The organism is Streptomyces sp. NPDC058469 (assembly GCF_042721125.1).
Lineage (GTDB): Bacteria > Actinomycetota > Actinomycetes > Streptomycetales > Streptomycetaceae > Streptomyces.
The window spans coordinates 1-17,428 of sequence record NZ_JBHXME010000202.1; the positions used below are offsets into that span (position 1 = coordinate 1).

The window sequence follows — 17,428 nt, forward strand, 5'->3', positions numbered from 1 at the left end:
GCTCCTTCACCGTGTGCGGTGACCACGGCCGCGCTGACCTGCGAGTGGCCCGTCAGAGCGGTCTCGATCTCACCCGGCTCGATCCGGAAACCGCGCACCTTCAGCTGATCGTCGGCCCGGCCCAGGAACTCCAGACGGCCCTCGGCCAGCCAGCGCACCCGGTCCCCGGTGCGATACAGGCGCCCGCCGTCGGCGGCGAACGGGTCCGCCACGAACCGCTCGGCGGTCAGCGCCCGGCGACCGAGATAGCCACGGGTCACTCCGGCGCCGCCGATGAACAACTCGCCTCCGACCCCGACCGGGACCGGGTTCAACCGCTCGTCCAACACATAGACCCGCGTGTTCGCGATCGGTCCACCAATACCAGGTGCGCCGCCGTCGACGGGTTCGCACGCCGACCAGATCGTGGTCTCCGTCGGCCCGTACATGTTCCACACCCCGGCCGTACGCTCCACCAACGCCCTCGCCAAGGACGTCGGCAGCGCCTCACCACCGCACAGGGCACGCAGACCCGGTACACCGTCCCAGCCGTCCGACACCAGCATCTGCCACGTCGCCGGCGTCGCCTGCATCACCGTCGCACCCACCCGCACCAACTCACCCGCCAGCGCGGCAGGCACACCCGCCACATCCCGACTGGCGACCACCACCCGGGCGCCGGACACCAGAGGCAGCCACAGCTCAAGCCCCGAGATGTCAAAGCCCAGCGTCGTAACTGCCAACAGCACATCCGCGGCATCGAGCCCGGGCCGCTCGGCCATCGAAGTCAGGAAATTGACCAGGTTGCCGTGCGAGACCTGCACACCCTTCGGCCGACCCGTCGACCCCGACGTGTACAACACGTACGCCAACTGCTGTGCCTGGACGGGTACTTCAGGGACGGTGGCGGGAAGCCCGGCGAGCGTGTCCGCCGTCGCCGGATCATCCAGCCACACCACCGACTCGACCTCGGCCGACACCACCAGACCAACAGCAACCGCCCGATGCCCCACCAGCACCGACGCACCACTGTCCGCCAGCATGAACTCCAGCCGCTCCACCGGAAACTCCGGATCCAACGGCAGATACGCACCACCCGCCTGCCACACCGCCAACGCGGCAACCACCATGTCCACACCACGCTCCAGGCACAGCGCCACCACCGACTCCGACCCCACACCCACGTCCCGCAGATGATGCGCGAGCCGGTTCACCCGCGCCGCCAACCCGCCGTACGTCAGAGCCAGTTCACCCGATACGACAGCCACCGCATCCGGCGCCACCGCCGCCCGCTCAGCGACCCACTCATGCACGCCGACCACCGACGCAGGCAGCACCACCGCCGTGTCGTTCCACTCCCCCACCAACTGATCCCGCTCCACCGCGGTCAACAGCGGCAACTCCCCCATGGGGCAGCCCACATCGGCGACGACAGCCTCCAGCAGCGTCACCAGATGCCCCGCCATCCGCTCCACCGTCACCGCATCGAACAACGCCGTACTGAACTGGATCTCCGCGGTCAGAGCACCGCCCGATTCCGCCAGGGCGAGCATCAGGTCGTACTTCACCGGCAAAGGACCGGTGTTCCGGCCTGGACCCGGATCGGCGTCGGGCCCGGTTCCCGTCTCCTCGTGGTGAGCGTCGTCAGGGTCTGCCGCCGCGTAGGTGTAGAGGACCTGGAACAGCGGGGTACGGGAACGGTCCCGCTCGGTGACTAGTTCGTCGACGAGCTGCTCGAACGGCACATCCTGATGCGCGTACGCACCCAGTGCGGTCTCCCGCACCCGCTCCAGCACGTCCCCGAACGAGGGGTCGCCGGACAGATCCGTCCGCATGACCAGGGTGTTGACGAAGAACCCGATCAGGTCCTCCGTCTCGGCACGATTCCGGTTCGCCACCGGCGTGCCCACCACCACGTCCTCCGAGCCGGCGTAGCGGCCCAGCAGCACGCTGAACGCCGCCAGCAGCGTCATCGACATCGTCGTTCCGCTGCGGCCGGAAAGGGTGCGCAGGGCCTTCGCGGTCCTGTCCGGGACCGCGAACCTGTGTACCCCGCCCTCGGTGGACCGGACGGGCGGGCGCGGCCGGTCAGTGGGGAGTTCCAGTACCGGGACTCCGGTCAACTCCTGCCGCCAGTAGTCGAGTTGCGCGTCCAGGGTCGCGCCGGTCAGCCATGCGCGCTGCCACACCGCGAAGTCCGCGTACTGCACCGACAGCGGCGGCAGCGGATCCGGCCGGCCCGCGCCGAACGCCTCGTACAGAGCGAGCAGTTCACGCTGGAGGATGCGGTCCGACCACTCGTCGGACACCACGTGATGCGTGGCCAGAGCCAGTACGTGCTCGTCCGGGGCCAGCCGGATCAGTGTGGCGCGGATCATCGGGCCGTTCGCCAGGTCGAAGGGCGTGACGGCATCCGCCGAGACCAACTCCCATGCGAGCGCCGCGGGGTTGGCGCTACCGGACACGTCGACCACCGGCAGGGCGAATCCCGACGGCGGGTCGATCACCTGGTACGCCACTCCGTCGGCGCCCGCCGTCAGCCGGGTCCGCAGGATCTCGTGCCGGGCGACGACCGCCCCCAGCGCCGCGGCCAGGGCGTCGACGTCCACGGCGTGGCGCCAGCGCATCGGCGTGGGCAGGTTGTACTCGACCGAACCGGGCTCCAGTTGGTCGAGGAACCACAGCCGCTGCTGCGCGAAGGACAGCGGCAGTGCCCGGGTGCGGTCCGCGATCGTGATCGGCGGCAGGACGTCGCCTCGTCCGGCGCTGTCGACCGCCGCCGCCAGCTCCCGTACGGTCGGCGCGTCGAAGAGGACGGCGAGAGGTATCTCGACCCGGAAGGCCTCCCGGATGCGGGAGATCACCTGTGTGGCCAGGAGTGAGTGGCCGCCGAGATCGAAGAAGCCGTCCGTGATGCCGACACGGTCCGAGCCGAGGACCTGGGTCCAGATTCCGGCGAGGAGTTCCTCGGTCGTGGTCACGGGAGCGACGTAACCGCCCTCGGGCCGCAGTCCGTCCGGCTCGGGCAGGGCGGACCGGTTGATCTTTCCGTTGGGTGTGAGGGGAAGCGCCGCCAGTTCCATGAAGAGGGACGGGACCATGTACTCCGGCAGCGTCTGCCGTACATGCTCGCGCAGCTCTCCCGGCGGCGGAGTGCTTCCGCCCTCCTCGCTCGGGACACTCGGTACCAGGTAGGCCACCAGCCGGCGTTCGGCTCCCTCGCCGAGCGCGGAGACGACCGCCGAACCGATCCGCGGATGCGTGGACAGGGCGAACTCGATCTCACCCGGCTCGATCCGGAAGCCGCGGACCTTCAGCTGGTCGTCCCCCCGGCCCAGGAACTCCAGACGCCCACCGTCCAGCCACCGCACCCGGTCGCCGGTGCGATACAGGCACCCGCCGTCGGCGGCGAACGGGTCCGCAACGAACCGCTCGGCGGTCAGCGCCCGGCGGCCGAGATAGCCGCGGGTGACTCCGGCACCGCCGATGAACAGCTCGCCCGCCACGCCCACCGGCACCGGAGCCAGCCGCTCGTCCAGCACGTAGACCCGGGTGTTCGCGATCGGCTCGCCGATACCGGGTACGCCGCCGTCGACGGGTTCGCACGCCGACCAGATCGTGGTCTCCGTCGGCCCGTACATGTTCCACACACCGGCCGTACGCTCCACCAACGCCCGCGCCAAGGACGTCGGGAGCGCCTCACCGCCGCACAGGGCACGCAGACCCGGCAGACCCGGCCAGCCGTCCGACACCAGCATCTGCCAGGTCGCCGGCGTCGCCTGCATCACCGTCGCACCGACCCGCACCAACTCACCCGCCAGCACAGCGGGCACCCCTGCCACGTCACCGCCGGCGACCACCACCCGGGCGCCGGACACCAGAGGCAGCCACAGCTCAAGCCCCGAGATGTCAAAGCCCAGCGTGGTCACCGCCAAGAGCACGTCCTCGCCGTCCAGACCCGGGCGCCCTGCCATAGCGGTCAGGAAACTCACCAGGTTGCGGTGGGAGACCTGCACACCCTTTGGCCGTCCGGTCGAGCCCGACGTGTACAGCACATACGCCAACTGGTCGGCGTGGACAGGTACTTCAGGGCCACCGGCGGGATACGCGGCCAGCGTCTCCGCCGTCGCCGAATCATCCAGCCAGACCACCGACTCGACCTGTGCCGTCACCACCAGACCGGCAGCAACCGCCTGATGCCCGACCAGCACCGACGCACCACTGTCGGCCAGCATGAACTCCAGCCGCTCCACCGGAAACTCCGGATCCAACGGCAGATACGCACCACCCGCCTGCCACACCGCCAACGCGGCGACCACCATGTCCACCCCACGGGGCAGGCAGAGCGCCACCACGGACTCCGGCTCCACGCCCACCTGACGGAGATGACGCGCGAGACGGTTCACCCGTCCCGCCAACCCGCCGTACGTCAAGGACACATCGCCCGAGACCAAGGCCACCGCGTCCGGCGCCGACCGCGCCCGTTCGGCGATCAGCTCATGCACCCCACCCGTCGTCGGCAGCGGGGTCGCCGTGTCGTTCCACTCACCCACCAGCCGATCCCGCTCCGCGGTGGTCAGCACCGGCAGCCCACCCACCTGTCGCCCGGCGTCCTCGGCGATCGCCGCGAGCACCGTCGCCAAGTGTCCGGCCATCCGCTCCACGGTTGCGGCGTCGAGGCGGGCACGGTCGTACGACAGCTTGACCTTGAGTTCGCGGCCGAAGCCGGCGGTGATGTGGAGGGGGTAGTTGACCTGCTCGCGCCCGTAGTCGAGACCGGCTTCGAGGCCGTCGGCGGCAGAGGTCTCCCGGCTGGCGGCCAGGGTCTGGTCGGGGAAGTTCTCGAAGACGAAGAGGGTGTCGAACAGGGCCTGACCGGGCGGGAGTTCGCTGCACTCCGTGATCGTCACGAGCGAGGTGTGCTCGTACCCGCGGGCCCGTACCTGCTCGTCCTGGAGCTCGGCGAGCCAGTCGGCCACCGGCCGGTCCCGGTCGACGCGGACCCGCACCGGTGTGGTGTTGATGAGCAGACCGACCATCGCGTCCATACCGTCGATCTGGTCGCCGCGGCCCGAGGAGGTCACGCCGAACACCACGTCGTCGCTGTCGGCGTACAGGCCGAGCACCAGCGCGCAGGCGCCCTGCACCACGGTGTTGACCGTCAGCCGATGCCGGCGGGCGAACTCGGCCAGGCCGGACGCCGCCACGGTCGGCGGCAGGGAGACCAGCCGTTCGTCGCGCCCGCTGTCGCCGGTGGCACGGGCTACGCCGAGAGTCGTGGTCCCGGTGATGCCGGACAGCCGTTCGCGCCAGTACTCCCGTGCTTCGTCCCCGTCCTGGGCGGTGGTCCACGCGATGAAGTCCCGGAAGGACGGGCGGGGCGCCAGGTCCGGCACGCTTCGACAGCGATAGGCCTGGTAGGCCTCCAGCATCTCGCCCATGACGATGGGCAGACTCCACCCGTCGAGCAGCAAGTGGTGGTAGCTCCAGATGAGTTGGTGCCGGTCGCCGGCCAGCCGGATCAGTGCCAGGCGCACCAGGGTGGGAGCGGAGAAGTCCGCGCCGCGGGCCCAGTCGTCCGACAGGTGGTCGCCGATCGCCTGCTGCCGCGCCTCCTCCGCCAGGTGGGACAGGTCGAGGTCCCGCAGTGGCAGGGGTACGGACCGGGAGACCACCGCCAGTGGTTCGGGCACGCCGTCCCACACGACCGTGGTGCGGAGCACCTCGTGACGGGCGAACACCAACTCGCAGGCGCGCCTGAGGGCTTCGAGGTCCAGTTCACCTTCCAGCAGCATGCCGTTCTGGACCCAGTACATGCCGGGGTCCGCGGACAACTGCGTGTGGAACAGCATTCCCTGCTGCAGTGCCGTCAGCGGATAGATGTCCTCGATCGTCGTGGGGAGCTGCCGTGCGACGCGGTCGAGGGCCTGCTGGTCGACGCGGGCCAGGGGGAAGTCCGACGGGGTGTGCCCGTGGACGTCGGACTCGCAGCAGTACTCGATGAGGTCGCCCAGGACGTCGGCGTACCGCTGTGCGAGCCGCTGTACCGTCGCCTCGTCGTGCACCTCGGTGCCGTACGTCCACACCATTTCCAGCCGGCCGTCGGACACCCGGCAGTTGACGTCGATGAGGTGGGCGCGGTCGCCCTCCTCCGACCAGGTACGGCCCAGCGATCCCCTGCCGGGCCGGAACGGGCCCGTCCCGCCGCCGGGGGCGGACTCGTGGGTGTCGACGCGCCGGCTCAGATAGTTGAAGCTGACCTCCGCCGCGGTGCCCGTGCGCGGGAGCCGGTCCGTGAGGTGGCGGAGCAGCCCGTGTCCCAGGCCCTTCCTCGGGACCGCCCGCAGGTACTCCTTCGTACGGCGGAGCGCGGCTCCGAGGTCCCCGTCCCGGGCGCCGGTCAGGGCGACCGGGTACATGCTCGTGAACCAGCCGACCGTACGGGACACGTCCACGTCGGCGCCGACGTCCTCGCGGCCGTGGCCCTCCAGGTCCACGACCACCGACGGGACACGCGCCCAGGGGGCGAGGACCATGCCGAGTGCCGTGAGCAGCACGTCGTTGATCTGTGTCCGGAACGCGCTCGGCACCTCGCGCAGCAGCCGTTCGGTCTGCTCGGCTCCGAGCGCGGTGACGACGTCCCTGGCCGAGGCCACGGTGTTGCGCCCGTCCCGGTCGCGCGGGAGAGGCGTGGCCGAGAGCTCGGTCTCCCGCCAGTGGGCGGCTTCGGCCGTCACCTCCGGGGAGGCCGCCAGTTCGCCGAGCCGCTGCGACCAGCGCTGGAACGACGTCGTCTTGGCCGGCAGTTCCACCGTCGTGGCGCCGCGCGCGGCCTGCTCGTACGCCGATGTCAGGTCTTCGAGCAGGATCGGCCAGGAGACCGCGTCCACGGCCAGGTGGTGGACGACCAGGAGAAGCAGTTGGCCGTGCTCGCCCCGGTCGAAGAGGGCCAGTCGCAGCAGGGGGCCCTCGTGCAGATCGAGCGCGGCCTGCACCTCTGTGGCCCGGGCTTCCAGGAACTCCTCCTCGCCGTCCGCGGCGGAGGCGTCGATCACCGACACCAGGTCGGCCGGCTCGACGGCCGCCACGTACCCGGTCCACACACCGTCGTCGTCCTGTACGAAGCGGGAGCGCAGCGCGTCGTGCTGCTCCACCACGGCGCGTGCCGCCGCTCGGAGCGCGTCGGTGTCCACCCGGTCGACGGCCTCCAGGACCACCGACTGGTTGAAGTGCGACGGTGCCGGCAACTCGCGTTCCAGGTACCAGTGCTGGATGGGGGTCAGCGGGAACTCCCCGACCACCGGGCCCTGTTCGGCGTCCGCCACGCTCTCGCCCGATGCCACGGATGCCAGGGCCGCCACCGTCTGGTGGTCGAACAGCTGGGCCGCGGTGACGTGGACGCCGTACTCGCGGGCCCGGGCCACGACGCGGATGCTGATGATGGAGTCGCCGCCGAGGTCGAAGAAGTTGTCCTCGACGCCGACCCGGTCGAGGCCGAGGACCTGGGCCCAGGCCTCGGCGAGGATCCGTTCCACGTCGGTGCGGGGCGCGACATAGGTGCTCGCGGCCACCGCGCGCGTTCCGTCGGGCGCGGGCAGGGCTCCGCGGTCGATCTTGCCGCTCCGCGTCATCGGCATGCCGGCCATCTCGGTGAAGACCGCCGGAACCATGAACTTGGGCAGGTGCTCACCCACGAACGCGCGCAACTCGGTGACGGGCGGCAGGCCTTCGGCCATGTCGGCGGGGACCAGGTAGGCGACGAGCTTGCGCTCCGTACCGGTTCCGTAGGCCGTGACGACAGCGGTTCGGACGCCCGGGTGTTCGGCGAGTACGGTCTCGATCTCGCCGGGCTCGATACGGAAACCGCGGACCTTGACCTGGTTGTCGGCGCGGCCGATGAACTCCAGCTGCCCGTCGGGCAGTCGGCGTGCCCGGTCGCCCGAGCGGTACATGCGGGAGCCGTCGCCCGCGAACGGGTCGGCGAGGAAGCGCTCCGCGGTCAGGGCCCCGCGGCCGCCGTAGCCGCGGGTGACTCCGGCGCCGCCGATGAACAGTTCGCCCGCGACGCCCACGGGCACCGGGTTCAGCCATTGATCGAGTACGTGGACCCGTTCGTTGAGGTAGGGAGTGCCGATCGGCGGTGTGCCGTCGGTCTCGACCTCGCCCGCGGTGGTGGCGATGGTGGTCTCGGTCGGGCCGTAGACGTTGAGCAGCCGCAGACGGTCGCGCCACCGTTCGGTGAGCGCGGCCTCCACGCGCTCCCCGCCCACCAACACCGTTGCCAGATCGGGGAGTTCGTCGGGAGGCAGCACCTCCAGCACGGAAGGCGTCATGAACGACAGGCTCACGGCACTGCGCCGCATCAGCGAGGTCAGCCGCTCGGGCGGGGTGCGGTCCTGCGCTTCGGCCACGACCAGGGTCGCGCCGGTGGGCAGCGACATCACCACCTCCCACACCGAGGCGTCGAAGCTGAACGAGGCGAATCCGAGCACGTGGTCACCCGGCCCGGCGTGCAGCAGCGGCCGCATCGCCTCGGCGAGCGTCGTCACACCCCGGTGGGGCACGTGGACGCCCTTGGGGCGCCCCGTCGAGCCGGAGGTGTAGATGATGTACGCGAGCTGGTCGGGCAGGACGCGTCCCTGCGGAGGGGCGTCGGGGAGCGCCGCGAGGTCCGTCCAGGTGGCCGGGTCGTCCAGCCACAGCACGGTGTCCAGGGTGGCGTCGGCCACGAGGCCGGCGGCCACCGTCTCGTGGCCCAGGAGGACGGCCGCGCCCGAGTCGGCCACCATGAACTGGAGCCGTTCGAGCGGATAGGCGGGGTCGAGGGGCAGATAGCCCGCGCCGGCCTGCCACACCGCCAGGGTGGCGACCGCCATGTCAGCGCCGCGTTCCAGGCACAGTGCCACTACGGACTCGGGGCCCACCCCCGCCCGGCGCAGGTGGTGGGCGAGCCTGCTCGCCCGTGACATCAACGCGCTGTACGTGAGCGTGTGTTCGCCGGCCATGACGGCCGCCACGTCCGGGGTCGCGGCAGCCTGGGCGGCGATCAGCTCGTGCAGACCGCCCGTGGGAGGCAGGTCTACGGCGGTGTCGTTCCACTCGTGGACGACCTGGTGGCGCTCCGCGCGGGGCAGCAACGGGAGTTCGCCGATGTGCCGGTCCGGGTCGGCGGCGACCGCGTCGAGCAGGGTGACCAGGTGCCCGGTCATCCGCTGGGCGGTCGTGGCGTCGAACAGGGCGGAGCTGTACTGGAGTTCACCGGTCAGCGAGCCGTTCTCGTCCGCCAGGGTCAGCACGAGGTCGAACTTGACGGGGATGGGCTCCGGGGCGCCGCCGGTGTCCGTCTCCTCGGCCGTGTCGCCGCTCGCGGTGCCGCCCTCGCCCGGTTCCGCGGGCACATAGCTGAACATGACGTCGAACAGCGGGGTGCGGGACCGGTCCCGTTCCGTCACGAGGGCGTCGACGAGCCGGTCGAACGGCAGGTCCTGGTGCGCGTAGGCGCCCAGTGCCGTCTCCCTCACCCGGCCCAGGAGTTCGGTGAAGGACGGGTTGTCGGACAGGTCGGTGCGCAGGACGAGGGTGTTGACGAAGAACCCGATCAGGTCCTCGGTCTCGGCGAGGCCCCGGTTGGCGACCGGTGTGCCCAGGGTGACGTCGTCGGTGTCGCCGTAGCGGCCCAGCAGCACGTTGAACCCGGCCAGCAGCGTCATGAACATGGTGCTGCCGTGCTCGCGGGACAGCGCGCGAAGGGCCTCGGCGGTCCTGGGAGCGACGGCGAACCTGGCGACCGCCCCTTCGGTGGACCGTACGAGGGGGCGCGCCCGGTCGGTCGGCAGCTCCAGCACCGGAGTCTGGTGCAACTGCTCGGTCCAGTAACCCAGTTGGCTGTCCAGGACGTCGCCGGACAGCCACCGGCGCTGCCAGGCGGCGACATCGGCGTACTGCACGGCGAGCGGCTCCAGCGGATTCGGTTCACCCGCGCGGAACGCCTCGTACAGCGCCGACAGTTCGCGGCGGAGGATGCCGTCCGACCACTCGTCGAAGACGACGTGGTGCATCGCCAGGGCCAGTACGTGCTCGTCGGGGGTGAGCCGGACGAGGGTGGCCCGGACGAGGGGACCGCGCGCCAGGTCGAACGGGGTGAGTCCGTCCTTGCCGACCAGACGGTCGGCCTCGTCCCGGGGCCGGGCGCACCCGCTGACGTCCACGACCGGCAGCGGGAGGCCCGTCGGCGGGTCGATCACCTGGTGTGCGACACCGTCCGCGTCGGCCACGAGCCGGGTCCGCAGGACTTCGTGGCGGGCGACGATCGCGTCCAGTGCCGCGCCGAGCGCCGCGAGGTCCACATCGCCGGTCAGACGCACACGGGTCGACATGTTGTACTCGGGCGAGCCCGGCTCCAACTGGTCCAGGAACCACAGCCGTTGCTGCGCGAACGACAACGGCAGCGCCTCGTCCCGGGATACGGCCGCCACCGGGGGCGCGGCGTCCCGCGCGGAACCGTCGATCACCGAGGCCAGACCACGCACCGTCGGATGGTCGAACAGCGCGGAGAGCGGGAGGTCGACCGCGAGGATCTCCCGCACCCGGGAGACGACCTGGCCGGCCAGCAGCGAGTGCCCGCCGAGGTCGAAGAAGCCGTCCGTGGCACCGACCCGGTCCACGCCGAGGACGCGCTCCCAGATACCGGCGAGGAGCTCCTCGGTCGCGGTGCCGGGAGCGACGTACCGGTTGCCGGAACCGGCCCGGCTCCCTTCCGGCTCGGGCAGGGCCGCCCGGTCGGTCTTGCCGTTCGGTGTCAGCGGCAGCGTGGCCAGCTCGACGAAGACGGACGGGACCATGAACGAGGGGAGCCGTTCGCCCGCGAAGGCGCGCAGTTCGGCAGCGGCCGGGGTGCCCTCGGACTGGTCGGCCGGGACCAGGTACGCCACCAGACGGCGGTCCCCGCCCTCGCCGAACGCGGTGACGACCGCTGTCCGGACGCCCGGATGGGCGGCGAGCGCCACCTCGATCTCGGCGGGCTCGACGCGGTAGCCGCGTACCTTCAACTGGTCGTCCGCGCGGCCCAGGAACTCCAGTTGCCCGTCCGCCAGCCAGCACACCCGGTCCCCGGTCCGGTACAGGCGGGAGCCGTCCCCGGTGAACGGGTCGGCCACGAACCGCTCGGCGCTGAGCGCCGGACGGCCGCCGTAGCCGCGCGCCAACTGCGGTCCGCCGATGAACAGTTCACCGGGCACACCCACCGGCACCGGCTTCATGAACGCGTCCAGGACGAACACCCGGGTGCCTGCGATGGGAGCACCGATGGGAGGAACACCGGGCACGTCGTGCGGCCGCGTCACCCCGATCGGGGCGATGCTCGCGCACACCGTGCTCTCCGTCGGCCCGTACGCGTTCAGCAGCCGGTGGTGGTCGCTCCACGCGGCGGCGAGCGTCGCGTCGAGCCGTTCGCCCGCCGTGACAAGGGTGGTCATGCCGTCGAGGTCACCCGGCCGCAGCACGTCCAGGAGGGACGGCGGTACGGTCGCCACGCTGACCCCGGTACGCACGACCAGGGACGCCAGCCGTTCGGCGTCGGAACGCTCGGACGCCTCGGCGACCACCAGGGTCGCGCCCACCGCCAGCGCCATCACCAGCTCCCACACCGAGGCGTCGAAGCTGAACGGCGCGAATCCGAGCACGACGTCGTCGCGTCCCGTACCCAGCGCCGTCCGCTGCGCGGTGGACAGGCTGACCAGCCCCCGGTGGGACAGGTGAACGCCCTTGGGCCGGCCGGTCGATCCGGAGGTGTAGATCACGTACGCGAGCTGGTCGGGCAGGACGCGTCCCTGCGGAGGGGCGTCGGGGAGCGCCGCGAGGTCCGTCCAGGTGGCCGGGTCGTCCAGCCACAGCACGGTCTCCGGCGCGGTTTGCGCCACCAGGTCGGCGGCTATGCTCCGGTGCCCGATCAGCACCGTCGCACCGCTGTCGGCGAGCATGAACTCCAGCCGCTCGGCCGGGTATTCGGGATCGAGCGGCAGGTACGCCGCTCCCGCCTGCCACACCGCGAGGACCGCGACCGCCAGGTCCACACCGCGCTCCAGGCACAGCGCCACCACGGACTCGGACCCGATGCCCGCCCGGCGAAGACGCCGCGCGAGCCGGTTGGCGCGCCGCATCAGTCCGTCGTACGAGAGCGACCGCGCGCCCGCCACGACGGCCACCGCGTCGCCGTTCACGTCCGCGTGCCCGGCGATCAGCTCGTGGACACCACTCGCCGCGGGCAGCGCCACGGCGGTGTCGTTCCACTCCCGCAGCAGCCGCTCGTGTTCGTCCGCCGTCAGTACGGGCAGGTCACCGGCGTACTGGCCGGTGTCGGCGGCGATGGCCTCCAGGACCGTACCCAGGTGGCCCGCGAGCCGCTCGACAGCCTCGTCGTCGTAGTGGGCGCGGTCGTAGGAGAGACGGACGACCAGCTCGTGCGCGGAGGAGGCGATCACGCCGAGGGGGTAGTTGGACTGGTCGCGTCCATAGTTGGTCCCGGCCCGAAGACCCTCGTCCTCGCCCGCGTACTGTCCGGCCCGCCCACCCTCGACCAGAGCCTGGTCGGGGTAGTTCTCGAAGGCGAAGACGGTGTCGAACAGGGCCTGTCCCGGCGGTAGTTCACCGCATTCGGCGATGGTCACCAGCGGCGTGTGCTCGTACCTGCGGCCGCGCACCTGCTCGTCCTGCAGCGTGGACAGCCAGTCGGCGACGGGCCGGTCACGGTCGATGCTCACCCGCACGGGGGTGGTGTTGATGAGCAGGCCGACCATCTCGTCCATACCGTCGATCTGACCGCCACGGCCCGACGAGGTCACGCCGAACAGGATGTCGTCGCTGCCGGCGTACAGGCCGAGCACCAGCGCCCACGCGCCCTGCACCACGGTGTTCGGCGTCAGCCGGTGCCTGCGGGCGAACTCGGCGAGACCCGACGTGGACACCGAGGCCGGCAGCGGTACTCGGCGCTCGTCCCGCCCCTGGTTCCCGGTGGCGTGTTCCAGGCCGAGGGTCGTGGGCTCGGAAATCCCGGCCAGCCTCTCGCGCCAGTACTCCCGCGCCTCCTCCGCGTCCTGTCCGACGGCCCAGGCGACGAAGTCCCGGAAGGGCGCACGGGCGGCCAGCCGCGGCCGGTTGCCCTCACGGAGTGCCTGGTACGCCTCCAGCACTTCGTTCAGCACGATGGGCACACTCCACCCGTCGAGCAGCAAGTGATGGAAGCTCCACACCAGTTGGTGCCGTTCGTCGGCCAGCCGGAGCAGGGAGATCCGCACCAGTGTCGGAGCGGAGAAGTCCGCGCCCCGTTCCCAGTCGGCCTCCAGATGCTCGGATACGGCGCGCCGCTGCGCCTCCTCGTCGAGGTGCGCCAGGTCCAGTTCGTGCAGGGGCAGGGGTACGGACCGGGAGACCACCGCCAGCGGCTCCGGCACCCCCTCCCACACCACCGCGGTACGCAGCACCTCGTGCCGGGCGAGGACCAGCTCCCACGCCTGCTTCAGGGCGTCGAGATCCAGTCGGCCTTCGAGGAGGACGCCGTTCTGGGCCCAGTACATGCCGGGCTCGGTGGCCAGCCGCGTGTGGAAGAGCATGCCCTGCTGGACCGCGGTCAGCGGATGGATGTCCTCGATCACCGTCGGGATGCGGCCCGTGATCAGATCCAGGGCGTCCTGGTCGAGTCGGGCGAGCGGGAAGTCCGACGGGGTGTGTCCGGCGACCTCCGGACGGCAGCAGTACTCGATCAGGTCGGCGAGGACATCGACGTACCGCTGTGCGAGGTGCTGCACGGTCGTCTCGTCGTGCACCTCGCAGCTGTACGTCCACTCCATCTCCAGGCTGCCGTCGGCGACCTGGCTGTTCACCTCGATGAGATGCGTACGCGTGCCGTCCGCCGACTGGGACTCGCCGAGCGACCGGCCGGACGGACCGAAGAGGGCCCGGTCGGGGGCGGGGGTGCGGGTGTCCGCCGGGTGATGGGAGGACTGGCCGAGGTAGTTGAAGGAGACCTCGGCGGCGAGAGCCGTGCCCGGCGGCGTCCGGTCGCTGTGGGTGAGGTGCCGAAGCAGGCCGTGTCCCAGGCCCTTGCGCGGGACTGCCCGCAGGTTCTCCTTCGTACGCCGCAGCAGCGCACCCAGATCACCGTCGGCGGCGCCGCTCAACGCGACCGGGTGCACGCTGGTGAACCACCCGACCGTACGGGACACGTCGATGTCGGAGCCCACGTCCTCGCGGCCATGCCCCTCCACGTCGACAACGACCGACGCCGTCCCTGCCCACTCGGTCAGCACCGCGCCCAGCACGCTGAGCAGTACGTCGTTGATCTGCGTCCGGAAGGCGCCGGGCACCTCGCGCAACAGGCGCTCGGTCCGCTCGGCGTCCAGGGTCGTCCGGGCGTTGCGCACAGAGGCGTTCTGGTTCAGGCCGTCGTGGTCGCGCGGGAGACGTACCGCGGCGGTCTCGACCTCCTCCCAGTACGCGGCTTCCGCCGTGACCTCCGGGGAGGCCGCCAGTTCGCCGAGCCGCTGAGCCCAGCGCGGGAACGACGTCGTCTTCGCCGGCAGTTCCACCCTCGCGGAACCACGCTCGACCTGCTCGTACGCCGAAGTCAGGTCTTCCAGCAGGATCGGCCAGGAGACCGCGTCCACGACCAGGTGGTGGATGACGAGGAGGACCAGTTGGCCTCGCTCACCCCGGTCGACCCGGTCGACGAGGGCCGCCCGGAGGAGGGGACCGTCACTCAGGTCGAGACCGGCCTGCACCTCCGTGGCGCGCGCCTCCAGGAACTCGTCTTCGACGTCCGCCGCGGAGGCATCGATCACCGTCACCAAGTCGGCCGGCTCGGCTGCCGCCGTCACACGACCGACCCACTGCCCGTCCTCCTGCGCGAAGTTGGAGCGCAGTACGTCGTGGTGCTCGACCAGCGCGGCCAACGCGGCGCGCAGCAGCTCGGGTTCGACCCTACGGCCCGCCTCCAGCACCATCGACTGGTTGAAGTGCGAGGGATGCGGCAACTCACGTGCCAGGAAACTCCGTTGGACGGGCGTCGGCGAGAAGTCGCCGACAACCAGGCCCTGTTCGGCATCCGTCACGCTCTCACTCGACGCCACCGACGCCAGACCGGCCACCGTCTGGTGCTCGAACAGCTGCGCCACGGTGACATGAACGCCGAACTCCCGGGACTTCGCCGCGACCCGGATGCTGATGATCGAGTCGCCGCCGAGGTCGAAGAAGTTCTCCTCGACCCCGACCCGTTCCACGCCAAGCACCTGTGCCCACACCTCGGCCAGGATCCGTTCAACCTCGGTACGGGGAGCCACGTACTCGCCTGCCGAGCCGGTGCGGGCCGTGCCGTCCGGGAGCGGGAGGGAGGAGCGGTCGAGTTTGCCGTTGGGGGTGAGGGGGAGGGCGGCGAGTTCGGTGAAGGTGGCCGGGATCATGTGGGCCGGCAGCCGCGCGCTGGTGAAGGTGCGCAGGTCGGGGGTGGAGGGGATGCCGTCTGTCGGGTCGGCGGGGACGAGGTAGGCGGCCAGGCGGCGGTCTTCGGTGTCGCCGAAGGCTGTCACGACGGCGGTGCGAATCTGGGGGTGGGTGGCGAGTACGGCTTCGATCTCACCGGGTTCGATACGGAAGCCACGGACCTTGACCTGGTCATCCGCCCGGCCGATGAAGTCCAACTGCCCTTCCGCGAGCCAGCGGGCCCGGTCGCCGGAGCGGTACATGCGGGTGCCGTCCGCGGTGAACGGGTCCGGCAGGAAACGCTTCGCGGTCAGGGTGGGCTGGGCACGGTAGCCGCGGGCGACCTGCGGGCCCGCGATGTAGACCTCGCCCGCAACCCCCACCGGAACCGGGTTCAACCGCGCGTCCAGGACGTACAGGCGGGCGTTCGCCACCGGGGCGCCGATCGGCGGAGCCACCAGGAGGTCCGCGTCGACCGGACTGGCGGTGACCATGACGGTCGCCTCGGTGGGACCGTACGTGTTCACCAGCGTGCGGTCCTGCGCCCATGCCTGAGCCACCGGCTGCGTCAGCCGCTCCGCACCCAGCAACAGCCTCTCAATGCCGGGGACTTCGTCCGGGTTGAGCACGCCGAGCAGTGACGGCACCACGCTCGCCGCGTCTACGCCCTGGGCTCCGATCATCCCGGTCAGCGCTTCCGGGGCTGTGCGTTCGGCGCTGCTCGCCACGATCAGTGTGCCGCCCGACGCCAGCGTCACCGCCACGTCCAGGACGGCCGCATCGAAGCTGAACGACGCGAACTGCAACACGCGAACATCCGGGCCGGCACCCAGCACCGGAGCCAGCGCGGTCACCATGCCCACCACACTGCGATGCGCGACCTGCACACCCTTCGGACGACCCGTCGACCCCGACGTATAAATCACATACGCCAACTGGCCACCATGAACCGGGACTTCGGGGGCTGCGGACGGCAAGCCCTCGGTGACGGCCGGGTCGTCCAGCCACACCACGGACTCCACCGACAGACGCTCAGCCACCTCGGACACAGCGCTGTGCCCGATCAGCACCTTCGCACCACTGTCGGCGAGCATGAACTCCAGCCGCTCCAGCGGATATTCGGGATCCAACGGCAGATACGCGCCGCCCGCCTGCCACACCCCCAGCATCGCCACAACCATGTCGACGCCACGCGGCAGACACAGCCCCACCACCGACTCCGCGCCGACTCCAAGCCCCCGCAGGTGATGCGCCAGCCGGTTCGCACGGGCCATCAACCCGCCATACGTCAGCACCTCACCGTCCGACACGACAGCCACCGCATCCGGGCCGGCACTCGACCGCGCAGCGATCAGCTCATGCACGCCACCGACGGCCGGCAGCGGCTCGACAGCCTCATTCCACTCCTCGACCACCTGGCGCCGCTCACCCACACCGAGCACCGGCAGCTCGCCGACACGTTGCCCCGCATCCTCCGCGATGCTCTCCAACACGTTGACGAGATGGCTCGCCAAGCGCTCGACAGTCGCGGAGTCGTACTGAGCCCGCTCGTACGACACCTTGATCATGAGCTCGTGTCCGGAGCCGGCGGTCACGCTGAGCGGGTAACTCGCCTGCTGGCGGACATGGTTGAGGCCGGTCTCCAGACCGCTGGCCGCGGAGAGTTCGCGACTGTCGATCAGGGTCTGGTCCGGGTAGTTCTCGAAGACGAAGAGGGTGTTGAACAGGGCCTGACCCGGCGGGAGTTCACTGCTCTCAGCGATCGTGACCAACGGCGTGTGCTCAAACCTGCGCGCCCGCACCTGCTCATCCTGCAACCCCGCCAACCACTCCACCACCGGCCGATCCCGCTCCACCCGCACCCGCACCGGCGTCGTATTCAGCAACAGACCCACCATCGAGTCCATCCCGTCGATCTGGCCACCACGACCCGACGACGTCACACCGAACACCACATCATCCGAACCCGCATACAACG

Annotated in this window: 1 protein-coding gene; it reads right to left on the reverse strand. The window is 70.8% G+C overall.

Annotated elements, in window-relative coordinates; genetic code table 11:
- Positions 1-17,393, reverse strand: a 17,393-nt coding sequence (locus tag ACFWP5_RS46500; RefSeq protein WP_384171460.1) for a non-ribosomal peptide synthase/polyketide synthase, incomplete at its 3' end; no start/stop codon positions are given.
- Between the last annotated feature and the right edge of the window lie 35 nt (positions 17,394-17,428).